At 68.7% G+C, this 20,757-nt stretch carries 22 protein-coding genes; 4 read left to right on the plus strand and 18 right to left on the minus strand.

Annotated features, from left to right (window positions below):
- Positions 1-74: 74 nt before the first annotated feature.
- The 14 genes from ACWEOI_RS13810 to dop form a co-directional block, all read right to left on the minus strand.
- Entirely contained in the window at positions 75-482 is a 408-nt protein-coding gene (locus ACWEOI_RS13810; protein WP_452359813.1) for a hypothetical protein, read from the minus strand.
- Between the two features lie 137 nt (positions 483-619).
- Positions 620-1,345: a DUF4333 domain-containing protein gene (locus tag ACWEOI_RS13815; protein ID WP_433666049.1), complete on the minus strand. Its 726-nt coding sequence runs from the start codon at positions 1,343-1,345 to the stop codon at positions 620-622.
- A 112-nt stretch (positions 1,346-1,457) separates the two neighbouring features.
- The gene (locus ACWEOI_RS13820; protein WP_433666050.1) at positions 1,458-4,211 is read right to left on the minus strand and encodes a DEAD/DEAH box helicase; all 2,754 of its coding nucleotides are present in this window, start codon (positions 4,209-4,211) and stop codon (positions 1,458-1,460) included.
- Between the two features lie 19 nt (positions 4,212-4,230).
- Entirely contained in the window at positions 4,231-5,373 is a 1,143-nt protein-coding gene (locus ACWEOI_RS13825) for an RNA-guided endonuclease TnpB family protein (RefSeq protein ID WP_433666051.1), read from the minus strand.
- A gap of 64 nt (positions 5,374-5,437) precedes the next feature.
- A complete protein-coding gene (gene tatC, locus ACWEOI_RS13830) occupies positions 5,438-6,412 on the minus strand; it encodes a twin-arginine translocase subunit TatC (RefSeq protein WP_452360141.1) in 975 nt (324 codons plus the stop codon).
- 122 nt (positions 6,413-6,534) lie between these two features.
- Entirely contained in the window at positions 6,535-6,807 is a 273-nt protein-coding gene (gene tatA / locus ACWEOI_RS13835) for a Sec-independent protein translocase subunit TatA (RefSeq protein ID WP_357085454.1), read from the minus strand.
- Between the two features lie 64 nt (positions 6,808-6,871).
- Positions 6,872-7,903 (minus strand): 2-dehydropantoate 2-reductase, encoded by a 1,032-nt coding sequence (locus tag ACWEOI_RS13840; RefSeq protein WP_433666052.1) that lies wholly within the window; start codon positions 7,901-7,903, stop codon positions 6,872-6,874.
- The gene (locus ACWEOI_RS13845) at positions 7,900-8,892 is read right to left on the minus strand and encodes a WYL domain-containing protein (protein ID WP_433673376.1); all 993 of its coding nucleotides are present in this window, start codon (positions 8,890-8,892) and stop codon (positions 7,900-7,902) included. The genes ACWEOI_RS13840 and ACWEOI_RS13845 overlap by 4 nt, the downstream gene beginning before the upstream one ends.
- A 122-nt stretch (positions 8,893-9,014) precedes the next feature.
- Entirely contained in the window at positions 9,015-10,001 is a 987-nt protein-coding gene (locus tag ACWEOI_RS13850) for a helix-turn-helix transcriptional regulator (protein ID WP_452359814.1), read from the minus strand.
- 133 nt (positions 10,002-10,134) lie between these two features.
- A complete protein-coding gene (gene pafA, locus ACWEOI_RS13855) occupies positions 10,135-11,493 on the minus strand; it encodes a Pup--protein ligase (protein WP_357085449.1) in 1,359 nt (452 codons plus the stop codon).
- Between the two features lie 201 nt (positions 11,494-11,694).
- Positions 11,695-12,465 (minus strand): proteasome subunit alpha, encoded by a 771-nt coding sequence (gene prcA, locus ACWEOI_RS13860; protein WP_433666054.1) that lies wholly within the window; start codon positions 12,463-12,465, stop codon positions 11,695-11,697.
- Positions 12,462-13,322: a proteasome subunit beta gene (prcB, locus tag ACWEOI_RS13865; protein ID WP_357085445.1), complete on the minus strand. Its 861-nt coding sequence runs from the start codon at positions 13,320-13,322 to the stop codon at positions 12,462-12,464. Before prcB ends, prcA begins: the two co-directional genes overlap by 4 nt.
- On the minus strand, positions 13,319-13,513 hold the full coding sequence (locus ACWEOI_RS13870; protein ID WP_033089305.1) for a ubiquitin-like protein Pup: 195 nt from the start codon (positions 13,511-13,513) through the stop codon (positions 13,319-13,321). Before ACWEOI_RS13870 ends, prcB begins: the two co-directional genes overlap by 4 nt.
- Before the next feature lie 194 nt (positions 13,514-13,707).
- Positions 13,708-15,207: a depupylase/deamidase Dop gene (dop, locus tag ACWEOI_RS13875; protein ID WP_433666055.1), complete on the minus strand. Its 1,500-nt coding sequence runs from the start codon at positions 15,205-15,207 to the stop codon at positions 13,708-13,710.
- 132 nt (positions 15,208-15,339) lie between these two features.
- On the opposite strand from dop, the gene ACWEOI_RS13880 reads away from it, so the two are divergent.
- Positions 15,340-16,566: a DUF418 domain-containing protein gene (locus ACWEOI_RS13880; RefSeq protein WP_433666056.1), complete on the plus strand. Its 1,227-nt coding sequence runs from the start codon at positions 15,340-15,342 to the stop codon at positions 16,564-16,566.
- On the opposite strand, the gene ACWEOI_RS13885 is transcribed toward ACWEOI_RS13880, so the two are convergent.
- Together ACWEOI_RS13885 and ACWEOI_RS13890 are read right to left on the minus strand one after the other, a co-directional pair.
- The gene (locus tag ACWEOI_RS13885; protein ID WP_379107098.1) at positions 16,563-16,880 is read right to left on the minus strand and encodes a hypothetical protein; all 318 of its coding nucleotides are present in this window, start codon (positions 16,878-16,880) and stop codon (positions 16,563-16,565) included. The two genes, ACWEOI_RS13880 and ACWEOI_RS13885, sit on opposite strands and share 4 nt — an antisense overlap.
- A gap of 23 nt (positions 16,881-16,903) precedes the next feature.
- Entirely contained in the window at positions 16,904-17,614 is a 711-nt protein-coding gene (locus ACWEOI_RS13890) for a TetR family transcriptional regulator (protein ID WP_433666057.1), read from the minus strand.
- Between the two features lie 93 nt (positions 17,615-17,707).
- Here ACWEOI_RS13890 and ACWEOI_RS13895 point away from each other — a divergent pair, with 93 nt between their 5' ends.
- Both ACWEOI_RS13895 and ACWEOI_RS13900 read left to right on the plus strand, forming a co-directional pair.
- Positions 17,708-18,625 carry an AurF N-oxygenase family protein gene (locus ACWEOI_RS13895; protein ID WP_452359815.1) on the plus strand — a complete coding sequence of 306 codons (918 nt, stop codon included), beginning with the start codon at positions 17,708-17,710 and terminating at the stop codon, positions 18,623-18,625.
- On the plus strand, positions 18,622-18,969 hold the full coding sequence (locus ACWEOI_RS13900; RefSeq protein ID WP_452359816.1) for a DUF4873 domain-containing protein: 348 nt from the start codon (positions 18,622-18,624) through the stop codon (positions 18,967-18,969). Before ACWEOI_RS13895 ends, ACWEOI_RS13900 begins: the two co-directional genes overlap by 4 nt.
- A gap of 19 nt (positions 18,970-18,988) precedes the next feature.
- Here ACWEOI_RS13900 and ACWEOI_RS13905 read toward each other — a convergent pair whose 3' ends face one another.
- Positions 18,989-19,678 (minus strand): WHG domain-containing protein, encoded by a 690-nt coding sequence (locus tag ACWEOI_RS13905; protein ID WP_433666060.1) that lies wholly within the window; start codon positions 19,676-19,678, stop codon positions 18,989-18,991.
- Between the two features lie 127 nt (positions 19,679-19,805).
- On the opposite strand from ACWEOI_RS13905, the gene ACWEOI_RS13910 reads away from it, so the two are divergent.
- Positions 19,806-20,258, plus strand: a complete 453-nt coding sequence (locus ACWEOI_RS13910) for a nitroreductase/quinone reductase family protein (protein ID WP_452359817.1) — start codon at positions 19,806-19,808, stop codon at positions 20,256-20,258.
- Between the two features lie 121 nt (positions 20,259-20,379).
- Here ACWEOI_RS13910 and ACWEOI_RS13915 read toward each other — a convergent pair whose 3' ends face one another.
- On the minus strand, positions 20,380-20,739 hold the full coding sequence (locus ACWEOI_RS13915) for an arsenate reductase family protein (protein ID WP_452359818.1): 360 nt from the start codon (positions 20,737-20,739) through the stop codon (positions 20,380-20,382).
- Positions 20,740-20,757: the final 18 nt, after the last annotated feature.

Genomic DNA, 20,757 nt, shown 5'->3' on the forward strand with positions numbered 1-20,757 from the left:
ACTCGTTCGCTGTCACACAGCGGTAGCGAGCCACCCTGGTGTGCGATCGGCGGCCGTGGTCGAGCCGACCGCGATCAGCGGCGAATCGGTCCTACCGGCCAGGTTTCGGGCTTGCCGTCGAGATCGGTGATGGCGGCTTCGGTGAAGTAGCCGTCCTGCACCTTGCGCAGCGTCACGTGGGTGGCGCCGCTGGCGGTGTGCCCGGCCGCGCAGCTGGGCTCGCACACCCGCCGGTATTCGGTGCCGTCGCCCTCGGCGATGTCGGGACCCCAACTGCTCCAGGTGATGTCGCGGACGCTGAGCCCGCCGTCACCGCAGGCGAGCAGCATACCGCCGGGTTTCTCCACGGTGTGGTTGGTGATGCAGTCGTTCACGACCGGGGCGGGTCCGTCCGCCCCCGCGAACGGCGTGGATGCCAGGCCCACACTCGCGACGACAGCCGCGGTGGCGGTCCAGCCGATGGTTCGAAAAGTCGAGTTCATAACGCCCCCCGATCACGATCAACCGAAAGAATTTCGGCCCACATTACCCGCCGAGCGCGATCAGACAACCCCTGGCAAACAAATAGGCCCGGCCGCGATCCCAATCGCGCCCGGGCCCAACGACTTTGCCCCGAAAATCAGTTCGGGCGGCCGACCTCGTAGGTGCCGTCGTCCTTGGTGATCTTGATGGTGACCTTCTTGCTCTCGCCACCCACCTTGAGCGTGCAGTCGAAGGTCTTGTCGACCTCGACCTTCTGCCCCGACGGGCACTTCACGTCCTGCACGTCGTCGATGCCGTAGGTGTCCTTGAGGACCTTCTGCACCCCGGACTGCACGGCGCTGTTGTCGAGCTGGTCCTTGCTCAGCAGCCAGGCCAGACCGCCGCCGACCGCGGCCAGCACCACGACGACCGCGGCCACCACGCCGATGATCACACCGGTCTTCTTCTTGCCCGCGGGCGCCTGCTGACCGGGCTGCGGCCACTGCTGCCCGGCCTGCTGGTTCCAGTCCTGCTGGCCGGGCTGACCCTGCTGCGGCCACTGGGGCTGCGACTGCCCCCACTGCTGATCACCCTGCGGCTGCTGCCACTGCGGCTGGCTCTGCCCCCACTGCTGGGCCGGCTGCTGCGGCTGCGACTGCCCCCAGGGCTGGGCGGGCTGCTGCGGCTGGGACTGGCCCCACGGCTGCTGGCCGGGCTGCTGCTGAGACGGATCGCCCCACTGCGCGGTCGGCTGGGCCGGCTGCTGACCGCCCCACTGCTGAGTCGGTCCGGCGCCGGGCGCGGGCTGCTGTCCGCTCCACTGCAGGGTCGGATCGTTGTTGCCCCCCGCCGGGGCGTCATTCGGTCCGTACGGGCCGCTCATCTGCTTGCCTCCAATAGCAATCCGTTGTACTCACGCTAGCCCCCCGAGCGGGAACACGCGCATGCTCCCGCTGCGGTCGGTACATCCAAGAATCAAAGCACAGTCGTATCTACTACGCCGCGTCCACGGCTACGACACCCCGGCGGATGGCGCGCACCGCCTTGCTGGCCGTCGCCGCCACCTCGACGTCGTCGGCGGTGCTGTGAATCTGGTCGAGCAGGTCGATGACCTGGCGGCACCAGCGCACGAAATCGCCCGCGGAGAGCGCGTTTCCGCGATCCCCGCTGGCGAGCAGGGCGTCGGCGAGGTCGTCGCCGCGCGCCCAGGTGTAGACGCCCGTGACGAAACCGAGGTCGGGTTCCCGGGTGGGCTGCAGCCGGTGCCGGGACTCGTCGGAGCGCAGCTGCGACCACACCCCGATGGTGGCGTCCACGGCCCGCCGGATGGGCGCGGTGGGCCCGGACGCCCCCAGGTAGCCGCCCTCCTGCCGGGACTCGTACACCAGGATCGACACCACGGCGGCCAGCTCGGCCGGGCCGAGCCCGCGCCACAGCCCCTGCCGAAGGCTTTCCGCGACAACCAGATCCGCCTCGGCGTAGATCCGGGCCAGCCGCCGCCCGTCCTGGGTGACCTCGCCGTTCTCGACGTAGCCGCGTTCCTCGAGCAGCCCGAGGATGCGGTCGAAGGTGCGCGCGAGGGAGTTGGTGGTGGCCGCCACCTGCTGGCGCAGGTGCTCGGTCTCGCGTTCGAGGCGGTTGTAGCGTTCCCCGATGCGCGCCAACTGCTCTCGATCCGGCCGCGAGTGTGCCGGATGGTTGCGCAGCGCTCGCCGCAGGGTCTGCAGGTCGCGGTCGTCGGCGGCCTTGGACTTGCCGGCGGTGCGGGGGCGGCGCGGCATGGTGATGCCGGTGCTGCGCAGCGCCGAGGCCAGGTCGCGGCGGACCCGCGCGGTGCGGTGGTCCACGTGCTTGGGCAGCCGCAGCCGGCCCAGCGATTCGGCCGGGGTCGGGAAGTCGGCGGCCGAGACGCGACCGGCCCACTTGTCCTCGGTGAGCACCAGCGGACGCGGATCACCCGGTGTCGCATCGGGTTCCAGGATCACCGCCAGCCCCTGCCGGCGGCCCGACGGAATCGCCACCACGTCGCCGCGCCGCAGCGCGGTCAGCGACGACACCGCGGCCTGCCGCCGGTCGGTGCGGCCCTGACGTTCCAGGTTCCGTTCCCGGTCCCGGACGCGTTCGCGCAGCTGGATGTATTCGAAGAAGCTCTCGTCCCCGAGCTGCGAGCGCAGCTTGCGCAGCTGCGCCTCGTTGCGTTCGATGCCCCGCACCAGGCCGACGACCGACCGGTCCGCCTGGAACTGAGCGAAGGAACGCTCCAGCAGCGCACGTGATTCCACCGCGCCCATACGATCGACCAGATTGATCGACATGTTGTAGCCCGGCCGGAACGACGACCGCAGCGGATAGGTGCGCGTCGAGGCCAGACCCGCGACCGCGCTGGTGTCGACCTCGGGCTGCCACAGCACCACCGCGTGACCCTCGACGTCGATGCCGCGCCGCCCGGCGCGCCCGGTGAGCTGCGTGTACTCCCCCGGCGTCAGTTCGGCGTGGCTCTCGCCGTTGAACTTGACCAGGCGTTCCAGCACCACCGTGCGCGCGGGCATATTGATGCCCAGTGCCAGTGTCTCCGTGGCGAACACCGCGCGCACCAGTCCGCGCACGAACAGGTCCTCGACGGTGTGCCGGAAGGCGGGCAGCATGCCCGCGTGATGCGCGGCGAAGCCGCGGTGCAGCGCCTCGCGCCACTCCCAGTAGCCGAGCACCTCGAGGTCGCTCTTGGGCAGGTCCCCGGTGTGCTTCTCGATGATCTCGTCGACCACCGCGCGATCGTCCTCGCGGGAGAGGTCCAGGCGCGAGCGCACGCACTGGGCCAGTGCCCCATCGCATCCCGCGCGGCTGAAGATGAAGGTGATGGCGGGCAGCAGCCCCTCGTCGTCGAGCCGGGCGATCACCTCGGGGCGCGGCATGGGCCGAAACGAGCGCCGCGGCCCGCCGCGACCGCGCCCGGGCACACCCCAATTGTCCATCCGGTCAACGGCTTCGCGGTGCTTGATGTAGCGCTGCAGATCCTGGTCCACGACCACCTTGGCGTCGCTGGACTTGGGGTCGAACAGGTCGAACATGCGCTTGCCGACCATGACGTGCTGCCACAGCGGCACCGGCCGGGTCTCGTCGACGATGACCGCGGTGTCGCCGCGCACGGTCTCCATCCAGGCGCCGAACTCCTCGGCGTTGGAGACCGTGGCGGACAGGCTGACCAGGCGCACCTCGGGTGGCAGGTGCAGGATGACCTCTTCCCACACCGCGCCGCGGAAGCGGTCGGCCAGGTAGTGCACCTCGTCCATGACGACGTAGGAAAGCCCGCGCAGCGCATCCGATCCCGCGTAGAGCATGTTGCGCAGCACCTCGGTGGTCATCACCACCACCGAGGCGTCCGGATTGATGGACTGGTCACCGGTCAGCAAACCGACCTCGTCGCGCCCGTAGCGGGCGGTGAGGTCGGCGAACTTCTGGTTCGACAGCGCCTTGATGGGCGTCGTGTAGAAGCATTTGCCGCCCGAGGCCAGGGCCAGGTGTACCGCGAACTCGCCGACCACCGTCTTGCCGGCGCCGGTGGGCGCGCAGACGAGCACACTGTGCCCGCCCTCGAGCGCCGCGCACGACTGCCGCTGGAACGGATCGAGCTCGAATTTCAGTTCGGCGGTGAATGCCGCCAGTTCGCCAGTGAGCGACCTTGATTTGACTTCCCCCCGGCCCTCGAAGACCGGGACTTCCGCCCTCGCGGGGGTGCTTTCCTGTTTCATCGACGGTTGCCTTCCCGCATCAGCTGCGGGGCGGTCTCACACCATCTCCGCAGGCCAAGACCGCCAGCCCGGCGGCCTGTATGTTCTTGGCGGCATTTACATCCCGGTCGTGGACCGCACCGCACGGGCATCTCCATTCGCGAACACCGAGTGGCAAGCGATCGACGATACGGCCACACGCCGAGCAGGTTTTGCTCGACGGATAGAACCGGTCGATCGCCACAACGGTGCGGCCGTACCAGTCCGCCTTGTACTCCACCATCGACCGGAACTGGGACCATGACGCGTCCGAGATCGCTCGCGCCAGTGAACGATTCCGAACCAGGTTCCGCACACTCAGATCCTCGATGGCGATCACTTGGTTTTCGCGCACCACACGAGTCGAAAGTTTGTGCAGATGATCCCGCCGCCGGTCCGCGATCCGAGCATGGATGCGAGCGACGTTCGATCGCGCCTTCGCGCGATTGTTGGAGCCCGGCTGCTTCTTCGCCAGCACCCGCTGCGCCTTCGCCAACCGAGCACGGTCCCGCTTCTCGTGTCGAGGATTGGATACCTTCTCCCCCGTCGAGAACGTGTACAGCGACGAAATGCCCGCATCGATTCCGACTGTCACATCCGTCGGCGTGTGCTCGCGGACCAAGTCCTCCACCAGGATCGAGATATGGTAGCGACCCGCACCGTCGCGACTCACCGTCACCTGTGACGGCGCCGCACCCTCGGGCAAGGGGCGAGACCAGCGGATGTTCAGCGGCTCCGACTGTTTCGCCAGCTTGATCCGGCCGTCGCGATAGCTGAAGCAGTTCGAGAAGTAGGTGGCCGAGTCCGTAGACCTCCCCTTCTTCTTGAACTTCGGGTAGCCGGATTGCTTGCGCCAGAACTTGTCGAACGCACCCTGAAGATTCCGCAGTGCCGCCTGCAACGGACCCTTGGAAGGCTCCACCAGCCACTCTGTTCCGGGGTCGCGCTTCCACCCGGTGAGCATCTTGTCCGACTCCGCGTACGACACACGCCGCTGCTCCAGCGTCCACGCGCGAGAGCGTTCCGCCAACGCCCGGTTGTACACGTAGCGGACGCAACCGAACGTTCTCGACAACTGCTCGGCTTGTTCCGAGGTCGGATAGAAGCGATATCTGTACGCCCGCTTGACTCCCCGATTCCCCATGAGTGACATGATAGCGCGCTTGCATGTCACGAGATCGACGCGCGCTACATCCCTCGGTCACGCGTCAGAGGGTATCGGAGTAATCCGACACGACTCCCGTGGTTTTCTCCACCGGTGTGGCGCTGACCGGCTCGGCCCCCGGCACCGGGGCCGCCGCGTCCACGCCGCCGGGCGCGGTGTCGAGCGGGGAGGCCTCGTCGTCGGCCAGCTTGTCCCAGGCCTGCGCATTGCGGGCCTTGCGCTTGTCGTTGATCCGCGCGACCTGCACCGCGATCTCGAACAGCACGGTCAGCGCGAACGCCAGCGCCAGCATGGAGATCGGGTCCTGCGGGGTCACGATGGCCGCGAACACGAACAATCCGAAGATCAGCCCGCGCCGCCACTTGGTGAGCCGCTCGTAGGTGAGCACCCCGAGGAAGTTCAAACCCACGATGAGCAAAGGCGTTTCGAAGCTGACGCCGAAGATCACCAGCAGCTTGATGATGAAGCTGAAGTACTGCGAACCCGACAACGCCGTGATCTGGACATTGTTGCCGATGGTCATCAGGAAGCTGAGCGCGTGCGCGACCACCCAGTAGGCCAGCACCGCGCCCGCGATGAACAGCGACGCGCCGGCCGCCACGAACGCGATCGCGTACTTGCGTTCCTTGGCGTACAGGCCCGGGGTGATGAACGCCCACAGCTGGTACAGCCAGAACGGGCTGGCCACCACCACGCCGGCGGTGGTGCCGACCTTCAAGCGCAGCGTGAACTGCTCGAACGGCGCGGTCGCCAGCAGTCGGCAGGCGCCGTCGGAGCTGAGATTGGCCCGCGAGGAGGCCGGGAGCGCACAGTAGGGGCCGCGCAGGATCTCACCGAGGCTCTCGATCCCGAACAGGGTGTGCGAGTACCAGAAGAACCCGAACAGGGTGCCGATGGCGACCCACGCCAGTGCGATGAGCAGGCGTTTGCGGAGCTCCGAGAGGTGCTCCACCAGGGACATGGTGCCGTCGGGGTTCGTGCGGCGCTTGCTGCGCCGGGGATCGAACGGGATGCGAATACGCATGTGAGTGTGACTGCCTCCGCCTTACGGCCACAGAAGACGTGGGCGCGGGTGCGCCCCCGGACCCGGACAACACCACATCCGGGATGAGCCCGCGCTCATCCCGGATGGTGGCCGATTCAGGCCTTCTGCTGGTCGTTCGGCTGTGCCGCGGGCTGCTGCACCGGCTGGGCGGGCGGCAGCTGCGCCGGCGGCTGCACCGGCTGGGCCTGGGCCTCGGGAGCGGCCTCGCCCGTCTTGCCCTCGTTCTGCATCTGGCTGACCTCGGTCTTGAAGATGCGCATCGAGCGACCCAGGCTGCGGGCCGCGTCCGGCATGCGCTTCGAGCCGAAGAACAGCAAGAAGATCAGCACAACGATCAGCAAGTGCCACGGGCTGATGGCGCCTGTCATTCCATTACCTCCAAAGACTTGGTGAGTCCGATGCTACCGGACCCGCATACCGCGAACCTCGTTGTCAACCCTCGTTCGCCGCGTCGTCACCCGCGGCGCCCTCGAGTTGTGCCAGCAATTCGGCTCCCGACCAGGTGCGCCGGTCGCCGTTCTCCGCGGCTGTCACGAGTTCTATCAGCTTCTGGTTCACCGGTGTGGGTATTCCTACCATGGCACCGAGGCTGACGATTTCTCCGCACAGCCAAGGGATTTCGGTGGCGCGCCCGGCGGCCAGGTCGTCGGCCATGGACGAGCGGGCCACCGGATCGATGGCCAGCACACGTCCGGCAACCCGGCGGAAGACGCCGTCGGGGGCGGTCAGCAGCCGCGCCATCAGCTCCGGCGGCAGCGGGGTGAGCCGGGCCGGGCGGATCCGGGCGGCGGCCATGGCGGCCAGCGCCTCGCGCTGGGCCAGGGCCAGGCAGCGCCGGTAGTCGCGGGACCCGAGCTCCTCGCGCAGCGGACGACCCGACAGCGCGTTGATCGGGTTGTTCAGGTTGAGCAGCAGCTTGGCCCATTGGATGGACAGCAGGTCGGCGTGGCGTTTGAAGCCCAGACCCGAGCGGGCGAAGACGCCGGTGAACCGGGTCAGCACCGGATCGTCGGCGATGTCGACGGTGCCCGCGGTGCCGCGGTGGAAGCGGCCCTCGCCACGGTGGACCACGTTGAACATCACCATGCCGGGCAGCACCACACAGGTGGGCAGGATCTCGCGGATGACCGCGTCGTTGCCGATGCCGTTCTGCAGGCTGAGCACGACGGTGCCGGGCGCGAGCACCCCGGCCAGTTCGGCGGCGGCGGTGGCGGTGCCCGCGGACTTGACGGTGATCAGCACCAGATCGGCCTCGTCGGTGGGCTCGGTGGCCGTCCGGAACGCGGTCGGTTCGACGGTGACGTTCTTGCCGTCGAGGTCGGTGAGCCGCAGGCCGTGCGTGTTCAGCTCGTCGAGGACGCGCGGGCGGCCCACGAAGGTCACCTCGGCGCCCGCCGCGGCCAGCCGCCCACCCACATAACACCCGATGCTGCCCGCGCCGAGCACCGTCACCCGGAAACTCAAGCGGGACCGACCTCCTCGAGCCCGGCGCGATTCCCGAGCCCGGTGTCGTCGAGTCCGGCGTAGGCGGCCAGCGCCGAACTGGACCGCTCGCGCACCGCGGTCACCAGTTCGGCGGGGCCGAGGACGGTGACGCCCGCGCCGAAGCCGAGCAGCAGCCGCGCCATCCAGTCCAGGGTGGCGAAGCGCATGGTGGCCTCGAGGCTGCCGTCGGGGTGGGTGGTGACCTTGTGCATCGGGTACTGCTCGAGCACCCACGCGTAGTCGGGGCGAATCAGCAAGCGCGCCAGCGGAACCGCGGGATCGTCGACGAACAGGTCCAGCGCCGCGGACTCGTCGAGGGCGGCCTCGGCCGGCGGGCGCGCGGGCTCGTCGAGCTCGGTGGCCTCCTCGATCCGGTCGAGGCGGAACAGGCGCACGCCCTCGGCTTGCCGGCACCACGCCTGCAGGTAACTGTTGTTGTCCACCAGCACGATTCGGATCGGATCCACGACGCGCTCGGACACCACATCGCGGCTGGCCGAGTAGTAGACCAGGCGCAGCGCGTGGTCGTGCTCGACGGCGGACCGGACGGTCGCCACGGCGGGCGCTTCCACCGGCGCGGGTAGCTCCGGGCCCGCGAATTCCCGTCCGGAGATGGCCGATTCGATCTTCGCGGTGGCCGCGTGCGCGGCGCTCGGATCCACCATGCCGGGCAGATCCGCGATCGAGCGCAGCGCCACCAGCAGCGCGGTCGCCTCCAGCGAGGTCAGCCGCAGCGGACGGTCGATGCCCGCGCTGAAGGTGACCTCGATGCTCTCCTCGGAGAACGACAGGTCGATCAGGTCACCGGGGCCGTAACCGGGCAGACCGCACATCCACAGCTGGTTCAGATCGGTCATCAACTGCTTGGTGGTGACGCCGAGTTCGGCCGCCGCCTCCGCCGCACCGATGCCCGGGTTGGCCTGGAAGTACGGAATCATATTGAGCAGCCGGGCCAGCCGGGTCGACAGGCGGCTGCTCGCCGCCGCGCTCCCCCGCCGGTCCTTGGCCCCCTCCGACGCCCGAGCGCCGTCACCCTTGCGGGCAGTGTCGATCACGCTGTCTCCCCGGCGTTTCCGCGACGCGTCCGCACTCACGCCGTCACCTCCGTCCGCTCCAGCACCGACTTCAGGCGCGCGATCACGTTGTCGCGCAGGTCCTCCGGCGCGAGCACCAGCGCGTCCGCGCCGAGTCCGGTGATGAGCCGAGCCAGCCAGTCCCGCGACCGGATCGGCACCTCCACGATCGAGCCGGGCCGCCCGCCCAGCACCCGGTCCTCCATGACCGGTCCGAGGCGGCGGATCTCCTGGCCACGGCCCTGGGCCACCCACACCGTGGCCGATCCGGTGATCGGCGACTGCGCGGTGACCTCGGCGGTACGCAGGTCCAGGTCCTCGGGCTTGTGCACGGCATTGGCCGGTCCGTACTCGGTGACGTCCTCGTCGATGCGGGAGATGCGGAACACCCGCTGCGCGGCGCGCACATTGTCATGCGCGACCAGGTACCAGCGGCCGTGGTGGGTCACCACACCCCAGGGCTGGACATCGCGTTCGACCGGATCCCCGTGCGACTGCCGGTGTTTGAACCGCACCGACCGTCCGGCATCGATCGCGGCGAGCAGCTTGCCGAGCACCGGCTCCGAGCCGCGCGTCCGGGCCGGCACCGCGGGCACCGCCGACACCCCGGCGTCGGGCTCCACGTGAATACCGGCCGCGCGCAGCTTGAGCAGACCGCCCTCGGCGGCCGCCGCCAGCTCCGGCGACTCCCACAACTGCACGGCCACCGCGACCGCGGCCGCTTCCTCGCTGGTCAGATCGATGTCCGGGAGCTCATAGGCATCCCGGTTGATGCGGTAGCCCTCGACACTCGACAACCGGCTCACCGGTCCGATCTCGAGGGGTATGCCCAGATCGCGCAGCTCGTTCTTGTCGCGCTCGAACATCCGGCTGAAGGCCTCGTCGCTCGCGGACTCCTCGTACCCGGCGACCGACTCCCGGATCCGCTCCGCGGTCAGGAACTGCCGGGTGGACAGCAGCGCGATAACCAGATTCATCAACCGCTCGACCTTGGATATCGCCACCCCGTAGAGAGTAATGGGAGTGTCGCCGAGGTGACGCATGGGCGGTCGCGTTTTTCCCCTATCGACCCCGATCCTGCCGGGTCCGGACGCGGAACGGGCCGCGAACCCTCGGTTCGCGGCCCGTTCCCGGTCCTTACATCGAGGCGATGAGCCGGTCCACGCGCTCGTCGACCGAGCGGAACGGGTCCTTGCAGAGCACCGTCCGTTGTGCCTGGTCATTGAGCTTGAGGTGGACCCAGTCGACGGTGAAGTCGCGGCCCGCCTCCTGCGCGGCGGTGATGAAATCGCCGCGCAGCTTGGCCCGGGTGGTCTGCGGCGGCGTGGTGACCGCCGCGTCGACCGCGTCGTCCTCGGTGATCCGCTTGGCCAGACCCTTGCGGGCGAGCAGGTCGAAGACCCCGCGGCCGCGCTTGATGTCGTGGTAGGCCAGATCCAGCTGGGCGATCTTGGGATCGGACAGCTCCATGTTGTAGCGGTCCTGGTAGCGCTGGAACAGCTTGCGCTTGATCACCCAGTCGATCTCGGTGTCGACCTTGGCGAAGTCCTGCGCCTCGACCGCGTCGAGGGTGCGGCCCCACAGATCCACCACCGCGTCGACCTGCGGATCGCGGTCACGGTTGCGCAGGTGCTCGACGGCCCGGGCGTAGTACTCGCGCTGGATCTCGAGCGCCGACGCCTGCCGCCCGCCCGCCAGCCGCACGGGCCGACGACCGGTGAGATCGTGCGACACCTCGCGAATGGCGCGAATCGGGTTGTCCAGAGCGAAGTCTCGGAACGCGACGCCCGCCTCGATCATCTCCAGCACCAGCGACGCCGTGCCGACCTTCAGCATGGTCGTCGGTTCGGCCATGTTCGAGTCGCCCACGATCACGTGCAGGCGGCGGTACTTCTCGGCGTCGGCGTGCGGCTCGTCGCGGGTGTTGATGATCGGCCGCGACCGCGTGGTCGCCGACGACACCCCCTCCCAGATGTGCTCGGCCCGCTGCGACAGGCAGAACGTCGCCGCCTTCGGCGTCTGGAGCACCTTCCCGGCCCCGCAGATCAACTGCCGGGTAACCAGGAACGGCAACAGCACGTCGGAGATCCTCGAGAACTCCCCGGCCCGGACCACGAGGAAGTTCTCGTGGCAGCCGTAGGAGTTGCCCGCGGAGTCGGTGTTGTTCTTGAACAGGTAGATATCGCCGCCGATACCCTCCTCCGCGAGCCGCTGCTCGGCGTCTATGAGCAGATCCTCCAGGACCCGCTCGCCGGCGCGGTCATGAGTGACCAACTGCACCAGGCTGTCACATTCGGCCGTGGCGTACTCCGGATGGGAACCGACATCGAGGTAGAGCCGGGCACCATTACGAAGGAACACGTTCGAGCTACGGCCCCAGGAAACTACCCGGCGGAACAAGTACCGGGCCACCTCGTCAGGACTCAACCGACGGTGACCGTGGAACGTGCACGTCACCCCGAATTCGGTCTCGATCCCCATGATTCGTCGCTGCACCCTATCGACATTACAGCGGAATAGTGCCCGGTAACGGCCTTGTCGGAGCACTGATGCAAACGTATTCACAACGATTTAGCACGGGGTGCAACGCGGCACGCGCTCTACCCTGCGAAAAAGCAAGGCTCCTTTGCACTCTGCTATTGAGAGTGCAAAGGAGCCTTATCCCGAATAGCGGGATTTGCGGGCGTCGCCGGGGCCTTAGGACGGGTCCCCGCCCGACGGCTTGTCGGCTTCGGCGGCCGCCTTCGCGTTCGGCGCCTTGCCGGTGATCAGCTCCGACAGCGCGGAGCCCTGGACCCGGCGGAACGCCCGCCGCGGCCGGGACTGCTCGAGGGTTGCCACCTCCAGGGAGGAGACGCCCACGGTGCGCTGCTTGTCCTTGTCGCCCTCGGGCACGGCCTTCTGCAGCGCGGCCACCGCCGTGGTGATGGCCGAATGCAGGTCCATGCCCGGCTTGTAGGAAGCCTTGAGGGCGGTGGTGATGGGGTCGGTGTTGCCGCCCATCACCACGAATTCCCGTTCGTCGACGATGGATCCGTCGAAGTTGATCCGATACAGCACCGAGTTCGTGTCCTGCTCGGGGAAGCCCACTTCGGCGACGCAGATCTCCACCTCGTAGGGCTTGAGCTGGTCGGTGAAGATGGTGCCCAGGCTCTGGGCGTACAGGTTGGCCAGGAACCGCCCGGTCACGTCGCGGCGATCGAACTGGTAACCGCGCAGGTCGGCCTGCAGGATGCCCCCGCGGCGCAGCGCCTCGAACTCGTTGTACTTGCCGACCGCGGCGAAACCGACCCGGTCGTAGAGCTCACTGATCTTGTGGAGGGTGGCCGAGGGGTTCTCGGCCACGAACACCACGCCCTTGTCGTAGACCAGCACGATGACCGAGCGGCCGCGCGCGATGCCCTTGCGCGCGAGCTCGGTCTTGTCGCGCATGATCTGTTCGGCCGACGCGTAATACGGCAGTGTCATGCTTCGCCGATCCCCTCTGCCGCCAGCGCGGCCCGCTCCTCCACCATCGCCCGGGTGATCTCCTTCAGGCGCTCGTCGGTGACCTCCACGGTGCCCTCGGAGTCGATGACGATGGCCGTCGGGTAGATATTGCGCATGGTGTCCGGACCGCCGGTGGCGGTGTCGTCGTCGGCGGCGTCGAAGAGCGATTCGATCGCGATCCGCAGCGCCCGGTCCTGGTCGAGGCCGCGCGCGTAGGTCTTCTTCAGCGATGACTTGGCGAACAGGGAACCAGACCCCACCGCGGTGTACCCGAACCGCTCCTCGCTGCGCCCGCCGACCACGTCGTAGGACACGATCCGCCCGGACTTGTCCGGGTCCTGCGCGTCCGGGTCGAAGCCGACCAGCAGCGGGACCACCGCCAGCCCCTGCAGGGCGGCGGGGAGGTTGTCGCGCACCATCTTCGACAGCTTGTTGGCCTTGCCGGCGAAGGTGAGGGGAACGCCCTCGATCTTCTCGTAGTACTCGAGCTCCACCGCGAACAGGCGGATCATCTCGATCGCCATCCCCGCGGTACCGGCGATGCCGGCCGCGGAGTAGGTGTCGGTGATGTACACCTTCTCGATGTCACGCTGGGCCAGCAGGTTGCCCTGGGTGGCGCGGCGGTCGCCCGCGATCAGCACACCGCCGCGGTAGCTGACCGCGACGATGGTGGTGCCGTGCGGAGCGATATCCGACGGCACGCCCGGATTCGGGTGCGTGCCGCCGGATCCGATTCCGTTGCCGGGCAACAGTTCCGGAGCGTGTAAACGCAGGTACTCGGAGAAAGAGGATTGGGCGAACCCCAACTGGAGCCGCAGGGGGTCACCTTGGGTCACTGGCCGCCCTTCTGCACATATGCGCGGACGAAGTCCTCCGCGTTCTCCTCGAGCACGTCGTCGATCTCGTCGAGCAGGTCGTCGGTTTCCTCCGCCAGCTTCTCGCGACGCTCCTGTCCCGCCCCACCGTCGCCGACCGGGCCCTCGTCCTCGTCGCCGCCACCGGCGCGCTTGGTCTGCTCTTGTGCCATAGCAGCCGACCTCCTCTGTGATCATCGGCGAGCACCGGAGAAGACCCGATGCTCGTGCCGTCAACAGTACCCACCAGCGGGGACAACATGCCGGATTAAACGTCATTGTGCTGTCCCCGCGATCTCTCCGCCGCCATGTCGCGGACACGAAAAAGGGGTACGGGGTTCAGTTCCCGTACCCCTCTCACGTGGGCCTAGTGGGTCAGCTGGCGCACCAGTTCCGAGGCGGTGTGCACGCCGTCCAGGAGTTTGCCGACGTGGGACTTGGTGCCGCGACGCGGTTCCAGGGTGGGGATCCGCACCAGCGAGTCGCCGCCCAGGTCGAAGATCACCGAATCCCAGCTGGCCGCCGCGATATCCGCGCCGAACCGGCGCAGGCACTCGCCGCGGAAGTAGGCGCGGGTGTCGGTGGGCGGGTTGGTCATGGCGTCGGTGACCTGCTGCTCGGTGACCAGCCGCTGCATGGAGCCGCGCGCCACCAGGCGGTTGTAGAGGCCCTTGTCCAGGCGCACGTCGGAGTACTGCAGGTCGACCAGGTGCAGCTTGGGGGCGGCCCAGGACAGGCCCTCGCGCGAGCGCATGCCCTCGAGCAGGCGCAGCTTGGCGCACCAGTCCAGCAGGTCGGCGCATTCGAGCGGATCGCGCTCGAGCAGGTCCAGCACGTGGGCCCACTTCTCGATGACGTCCAGCACCCGCGCGTCGTCGTTTCCGGTGCGGTCCATGAACTTCTCGACCCGGTCGAGGTAGATGCGTTGCAGCGCAAGGCCGGTCAGCTCGCGGCCGTCGGAAAGGGCTACGGTGGCACGCAGAGTCGGGTCGTGGCTGATGGTGTGCACGGCGGTGACCGGGCGGGCCAGCTGCAGATCCGAGAAGTCCTCGCCGGCCTCGATCAGGTCCAGCACCAGCGAGGCGGTGCCCACCTTGAGGTAGGTGGACCATTCGGCCAGGTTGGCGTCGCCGATGATGACGTGCAGGCGGCGGTACTTGTCGGCGTCGGCGTGCGGCTCGTCGCGGGTGTTGATGATGCCGCGCTTGAGGGTGGTCTCGAGACCGACCTCGACCTCGATGTAGTCCGCGCGCTGCGACAACTGGAAACCGGGGGTGTCACCGGACTGGCCGATGCCCACCCGCCCGGAACCGCACACCACCTGCCGGGAGGCGAAGAACGGGGTCAGGCCCACGATGATCTGATTGAACGGGGTCTCCCGGCTCATCAGGTAGTTCTCGTGGGTGCCGTAGGAGGCGCCCTTGCCGTCCACATTGTTCTTGTACAGCTGCATGCGGGCCGCGCCCGGCACGCTGGAGGCGTAGCGGGCGGCGGCCTCCATGACCCGTTCACCGGCCTTGTCCCAGATCACGGCGTCGAGGGGGTCGGTGACCTCGGGCGCGGAGTACTCCGGGTGGGCGTGGTCGACGTAGAGGCGGGCCCCGTTGGTGAGGATCATATTGGCCGCCCCGACCTCGTCGGCGTCGATCACCGGCGCGGGCCCGTTGAGCCTGCCGAGATCGAAACCGCGCGCGTCGCGCAGCGGCGATTCCACCTCGTAATCCCAGCGTGTGCGCTTGGCGCGCGGCACGCCCTCGGCCGCGGCGTAGGCCAGCACCGCCTGGGTGGAGGTGAGAATCGGGTTGGCTGACGGCTCGGTCGGCGTCGAAATGCCGTACTCGACCTCGATTCCGATGATGCGCTGCATGGCTTCGAGCCTAGGCGAAAGGCGGGCCCCGACGCGGCCGGACTGTCCGGGTCGTTCTCATTCGCGAGTCGTACGCCGGATCGTCCTCGCGGGCGATCCGCCCGGGACCGGCGCGACGGCACAATCACCTGCATGGTCGAATCGGCTCCCCTCCCCCGCCCGCCGCACCCGGTCACCACCGTCGCCGACGACACCGATCCCGCACCCGCCCAACCTGTTTCGAGCCGGGTGGCCGCCCTCGACGTGCTGCGCGGCATCGCGATCCTGGGCACCCTGGGCACCAATGTCTGGATCTTCACCAATGCCGAAGGGCTGCTCGGCTACATCGCGCGCAGCGACGAGCCGCACGGGGCGTGGCTGTGGATCGAGCGATTCCTGCAACAACTCGCGCAGGGCAAGTTCCTGGGGCTGCTGACCATCATGTTCGGCATCGGGCTGGCTATCCAGCAGCGATCGGCGGCGCGGAGTGGGCGCACCTGGCCGGGCAGCTATCCGGTGCGGGCGGGGCTGCTGTTCCTCGACGGCATGCTGAACTTCTTCCTGGTCGCCGAGTTCGACGTGCTGATGGGGTACGCGGTCACCGGCCTGGTGGTGGCATTCATCCTGGCCACCGGTCCGAAGGCGCAGCGGCGCTGGCTCATCGCGCAGGCGAGCGTGCACATCACGCTGTTGTCGCTGTTCGCGGTGGCGATCGCGGTCGGATCGCCCGATGATTCCGGCCCGCGCCAGGCGCTGGATCCGAATCCGTACGCGGATGGCTCGTTCTGGGATCTGGTGGCGTTCCGGTGGGAGCACCTGCTGGTGTTCCGGCTCGAACCGCTGCTCATCTTCCCGATGTCCATCGCCCTGTTCCTGCTGGGCGCGCGCCTGTTCCGGGCCGGGATCTTCGAGCCGGGCGGCGCGCGAATCCGCAAGCGGCTCATGCTGATCGGGTTCGGCATCGCCGCCCCCGTCGACCTGACGCTGGGCCTGATCGGCGGCGATCTGATCCTGCTGGCCCGCTACGGCACCGCACCGGTGGTCTCGCTGGGCCTGCTGGCCCTGGTCGCCGAGGTGTACGCGCATCGGCCCCGGCCGGGCTGGGTGGGCCGCCGCTTCGGCGAGGTCGGGCGAATGGCGTTGAGCTGCTACATCCTCCAGAACCTGGTGGCGGGATTCCTGTGCTACGGCTGGGGTCTGGGCCTGGCGAGCCTGGTGTCGGCGAACGCCCGGGTGCCGTTCACGGTGGGGATCTACGTGCTGGTGTGCGCGCTCATGCTGACCTTCGCCCACTTCTGGCTGCGGCGCTTCGAGCGTGGGCCGGTCGAGTGGCTGTGGAATCGCAGTTATCTGGCCCTGACCGGCGGGGTGCGGGGCTAGTCGACCTCGTCGATGGAGCGCAGGTAGGGCGCCTGGCCGTCGATGCAGGAGGAGAGCCGGTAGAGCGAATGCGCCGGCACGAAATCGACGAACTGCTCGCTGCCGGAGGAGCCGCCGCCGTCCGAGTCGTGGTACTCGCACTGCATGTAGCCGGAGACCACGTATTCGGTGTCGGTGTCGTTGCGGCAGTCCAGGACGTCGCAGTGCAGTCCGGCGGGAAGTTCGGCGTCGGCGCCGGCGGACGCGGCCGGAGCCAGTGCGGCCCCGGCGATTCCGGTGAACACGGCCAGGCGGGCGAGAGTGCGTGCAGCCATCGGAGTCCTCGGATCGATCGACGTCACGCCCGCGCCGCCTCGGTACGCGAGAGCAGGTCGGCGACGACGGTGTCGCGGGTCAGCGGCACGTCCAGACTACGGGCATTGCCCTCGAGCAGCGACAGCACCGATTCGGTGAGGATGCCCTCGATGTGCTCCGAGGACAGCCCGGGGGCCGCGCGCCAGCTGTTGACCACGCCGTCGACGAAGCCGACCGTGCCGAAGGCCATGGGGCGGGCCCGGTTCCGGTCGATGCCGAAACGGTGCAGGGCGTCGGCGAACAGGTCCGCGAGCCGCCCGCCGATGCGGTCGCGGGCCCCGGCCAGCGCGGTGGAGGATTCGCCGTGCGGGTCGGCGGCGGTGAGGAAGCGGTGCAGGTGCGGATGGCGTTCCACCCAGCCGACGTAGGTGCCGACGGCTCCGCGCACGAGGTCGCGGACGGTGCCGTCGGGGTGCAGGCGCGGCATGAGTTCGGCGGTGAGGCCGTCGAGGATGTGGCGGCGGATGGCTTCGTCGAGGTCGGTGCGGCCGTCGAAGTGCCGGTAGACGACCGGGCGCGGGACCGACAGGCGGTCGGCGATCTGCTGGACGGAGATCTCGGTGCCGTGCTCCTCGATCACGGCCAGCGCGGCGTCGAGCATCTCGACGCGGCGGCGGGCCTTGTGATCATCCCAGCGCGTACTGCGGCCGTCGGCGCCCGGCGGCGCGGGTTTGCTGCGTCGGGTCCCGGTCACGCGCCTCACGATACCCACCTCCGCATTGACCGTGACAGCCTGTACCACTAATCTGAGTGTAACAGCCTGTATCAGTAATAGTCGGGAGCTGTCATGGGCGACAACGCGGTCTCCACGCCTGCGCGCGGCCCCTCCGGGCGCGAATCCTTCGCCCAGCGTTTGCTGGCCGGATCGGTGAAGAAGTCCTACGACCCGGTCGTCGATCTGGACTGGGACGCCCCGCTGGATCCGGACAAGCTCTTCCTGCCACCCGAGGTCGTCTCCCTCTACGGCACCCCACTCTGGGACGCCATGACCCCCGAGCAGCGCCGCGAACTCTCCCGCCAGGAACTCGCCAATGTGCTCTCGGTCGGCATCTGGTTCGAGAACCTGCTCAATCGCCTGCTGCTGCGCGAGCTCATGGCCGGTGACCCGACCTCACGGCACGCGCACTACACGCTCACCGAGATGGGCGACGAATGCCGGCACATGATGATGTTCGGCAAGCTCATCGACCGCATCGAGGCGCGGCCCTACTGGCCCAACCGGTTCGAGCGCTGGATCATCAGCGCATTGCAGCAGGTGCTGCGCGGATCCATGGTGTGGGTGGGGGCGCTGGTCGGCGAGGAGATCTTCGACGCGCTGCAGCGCCGCACCCTCGACGATCCGCAGTTGCAGCCGCTGGTGGCGCGGGCCATGCGCATCCACGTCACCGAGGAGGCGCGGCACATCGGGTTCGCGCGCGACGCCCTGGCACACCGGGCGCCGGGGATGTCGAAGACCGAAATGCATTACACGCGACTGTGCGTCGCGGTGGCCGCTCCCCTGTTCGTGCATCTGATGACCAACTGGCACATGTACGCCCGCGCGGGCATCGAGGACGGGCGGGCGGCGCGCCGGATGGCCCGCGCCAACCCGCATTCGCGGCGCGCGCTCGGGCTGGGTGCGGCGAATCTCGGTGCGTTCCTGGACAAACAGGGCCTGATGGGGCCGATCGGGAAGCGCGTGTGGCGGCGCCGGGGGCTGCTGTGAGATCCCGGCGGGGCCGCCGCGATCCCCGGCCTGCGGCCGAGCCGGACGACTTCACCGAACCCGAACCGGCGGCGGACTATTCGGGTCCGGCGCTCCTGGACGCGCCGGGCATCGAGGTCGTGGTGCGGGTCGCGCTGACCGGGCATCTGGATCCGACCGACGGCCAGTTCCATTGGTACGGGCGGGTTTCCGCCGACGACGGCGCGGCGCTCCCTGAACCCGGGCGGGGTCAGGTCTTCCTGACCGTCCCGGGCCGGGCGCCGGCGCCCGGCGTCCTCCAGGAGCGCGATCCGTGGGGCAATCTGCGCATCGCCGGGATCGGCGCGCCGCCGTTCACGTTGTAGCGCAACACTGTTCGACTCGCTAGCGGGTCAGGCCGATGAAGTCGGCCATGGCCTCGACGGAGTAGGCGAAGAACGGTCCGGCCGGGTCCATGCTGTTGTCGAGCTGGCCGAACAGTTCGAAGGTGACCGTGCCGTAGAGCTGCGTCCACGCCATGACCGCGCGGACGACCGCGACCTCGGGCAGGCCGGGCGCGACCTGCTCGGCGATGCCTGCGGACTGGGCGGCCAGCACCGGATCGACGGGACCCTCGGGCAGCGTGAGACTGGCCGACTTCCACGCCCGGTTGACCACGCCCAGCGCGGCCACCGGCACCCGGGAGGCAGGGCCGACCGTGGATTCCGGGGCCCGGTATCCGGGCACCGGCGAACCGTAGACCAGGGCGTATTCGTGCGGGTGGGCCTTGGCCCAGTCGCGCACCGCGTGCGAGATCCCCCGCCATTGCGCTCGGGGCGTGTCCGCGGCCGCGACCGCGTTCTCGACCGCGTCCGCGATGCTGTCGTACGCCTCGATGATGAGCGTGGTCAGCAGGTCGTCGCGGCTGGGGAAGTAGCGGTACAGCGCCGAGGACACCATGCCCAGTTCGCGGGCGATGGCCCGCAGCGACAGCGCGGGGGCGCCGGATTCGGCGAGCTGCCGGCGCGCGGCGTCGGTGATCTCGCGGGTGATCTCGGCTCTGGCCCGGGCGCGGGCGGTTCGGGGGACGCTCATCCCGATAGTGTGCCACGTTTCGGATCACCAGAATATTTCGAGAGCACCGCTCTTGACATTCCGTGAGGCGTGCATGCACACTGATCACAACAGAGAGCACCGCTCTCGTAGAGTGAAGGAAGATCCCATGGACGCCCACACCGCCGCCACCCGCTACATCGGCCCGACCGGTCTCGACCCCTACATGAACCGCTTCTTCAACATGCTCCCCAAGCTCGGCATCAGCGTCGCGGGCTCGCGGCTGCTGGCGGTGCGCGGCCGCAAGTCCGGCGAATGGCGCACCACCATGGTCAATCTCCTGACCGTCGACGGCACCCGCTACCTGGTCGCCCCGCGCGGCCACACCCAGTGGGTCCGCAACCTGCGCGTCGCGAAGACCGGCGAACTGCGCCTGGGCCGCAAGTCCGAGACCTTCACCGCCATCGAACTCCCCGACGCCGACAAGATCCCCGTCCTGCGCGCCTACCTCGACCGCTGGGGCTGGGAGGTCGGCCGCTTCTTCGAGGGCGTCACCAAGGACGCCACCGACGCCCAATTGGCCGATATCGCACCGGGATTCCCTGTCTTCGTCCTGAACTGACCGGTCACCCCTATACGAAACGCCCCGGCAAGGCCGCTGCCTTGCCGGGGCGTTTCGCTGTCCCGATGCGAATCCGCGCGCGCCGATCACGGGCTCCGGATCGGTGCGGGCTGGTGGGCCGTCAGCGCAGTTCGTCGAGGGTTTCGTCGTCGCGGGCGACGAAGGCGCGGCCGTCGGCGGTGAAGACGATGGGGCGCTGGATGAGGCGGGGGTGGGTGGCCAGGGCTTCGATCCAGCGGTCGCGGTCGGCGGGGGTGCGCCCCCAGGAGGCGACGCCGAGTTCCTTGGCCTGGGCCTCGGCGGTGCGGGTGATGTCCCACGGTTCGAGGCCGAGTTTGGTCAGCGCGGCGCGGATTTCGTCGGCCGAGGGCGGATTGTCGAGGTAGCGGCGCTCGACGTAGTCCGAGCCGGTTTCCTCGAGCACCGCTTTGGCCGTGCGGCTCTTGGAGCACTGCGGGTTGTGCCAGATTTCGGTCACCATGCCGCCAGCCTAGGCCGC

Source organism: Nocardia sp. NPDC004340 (genome assembly GCF_053602575.1).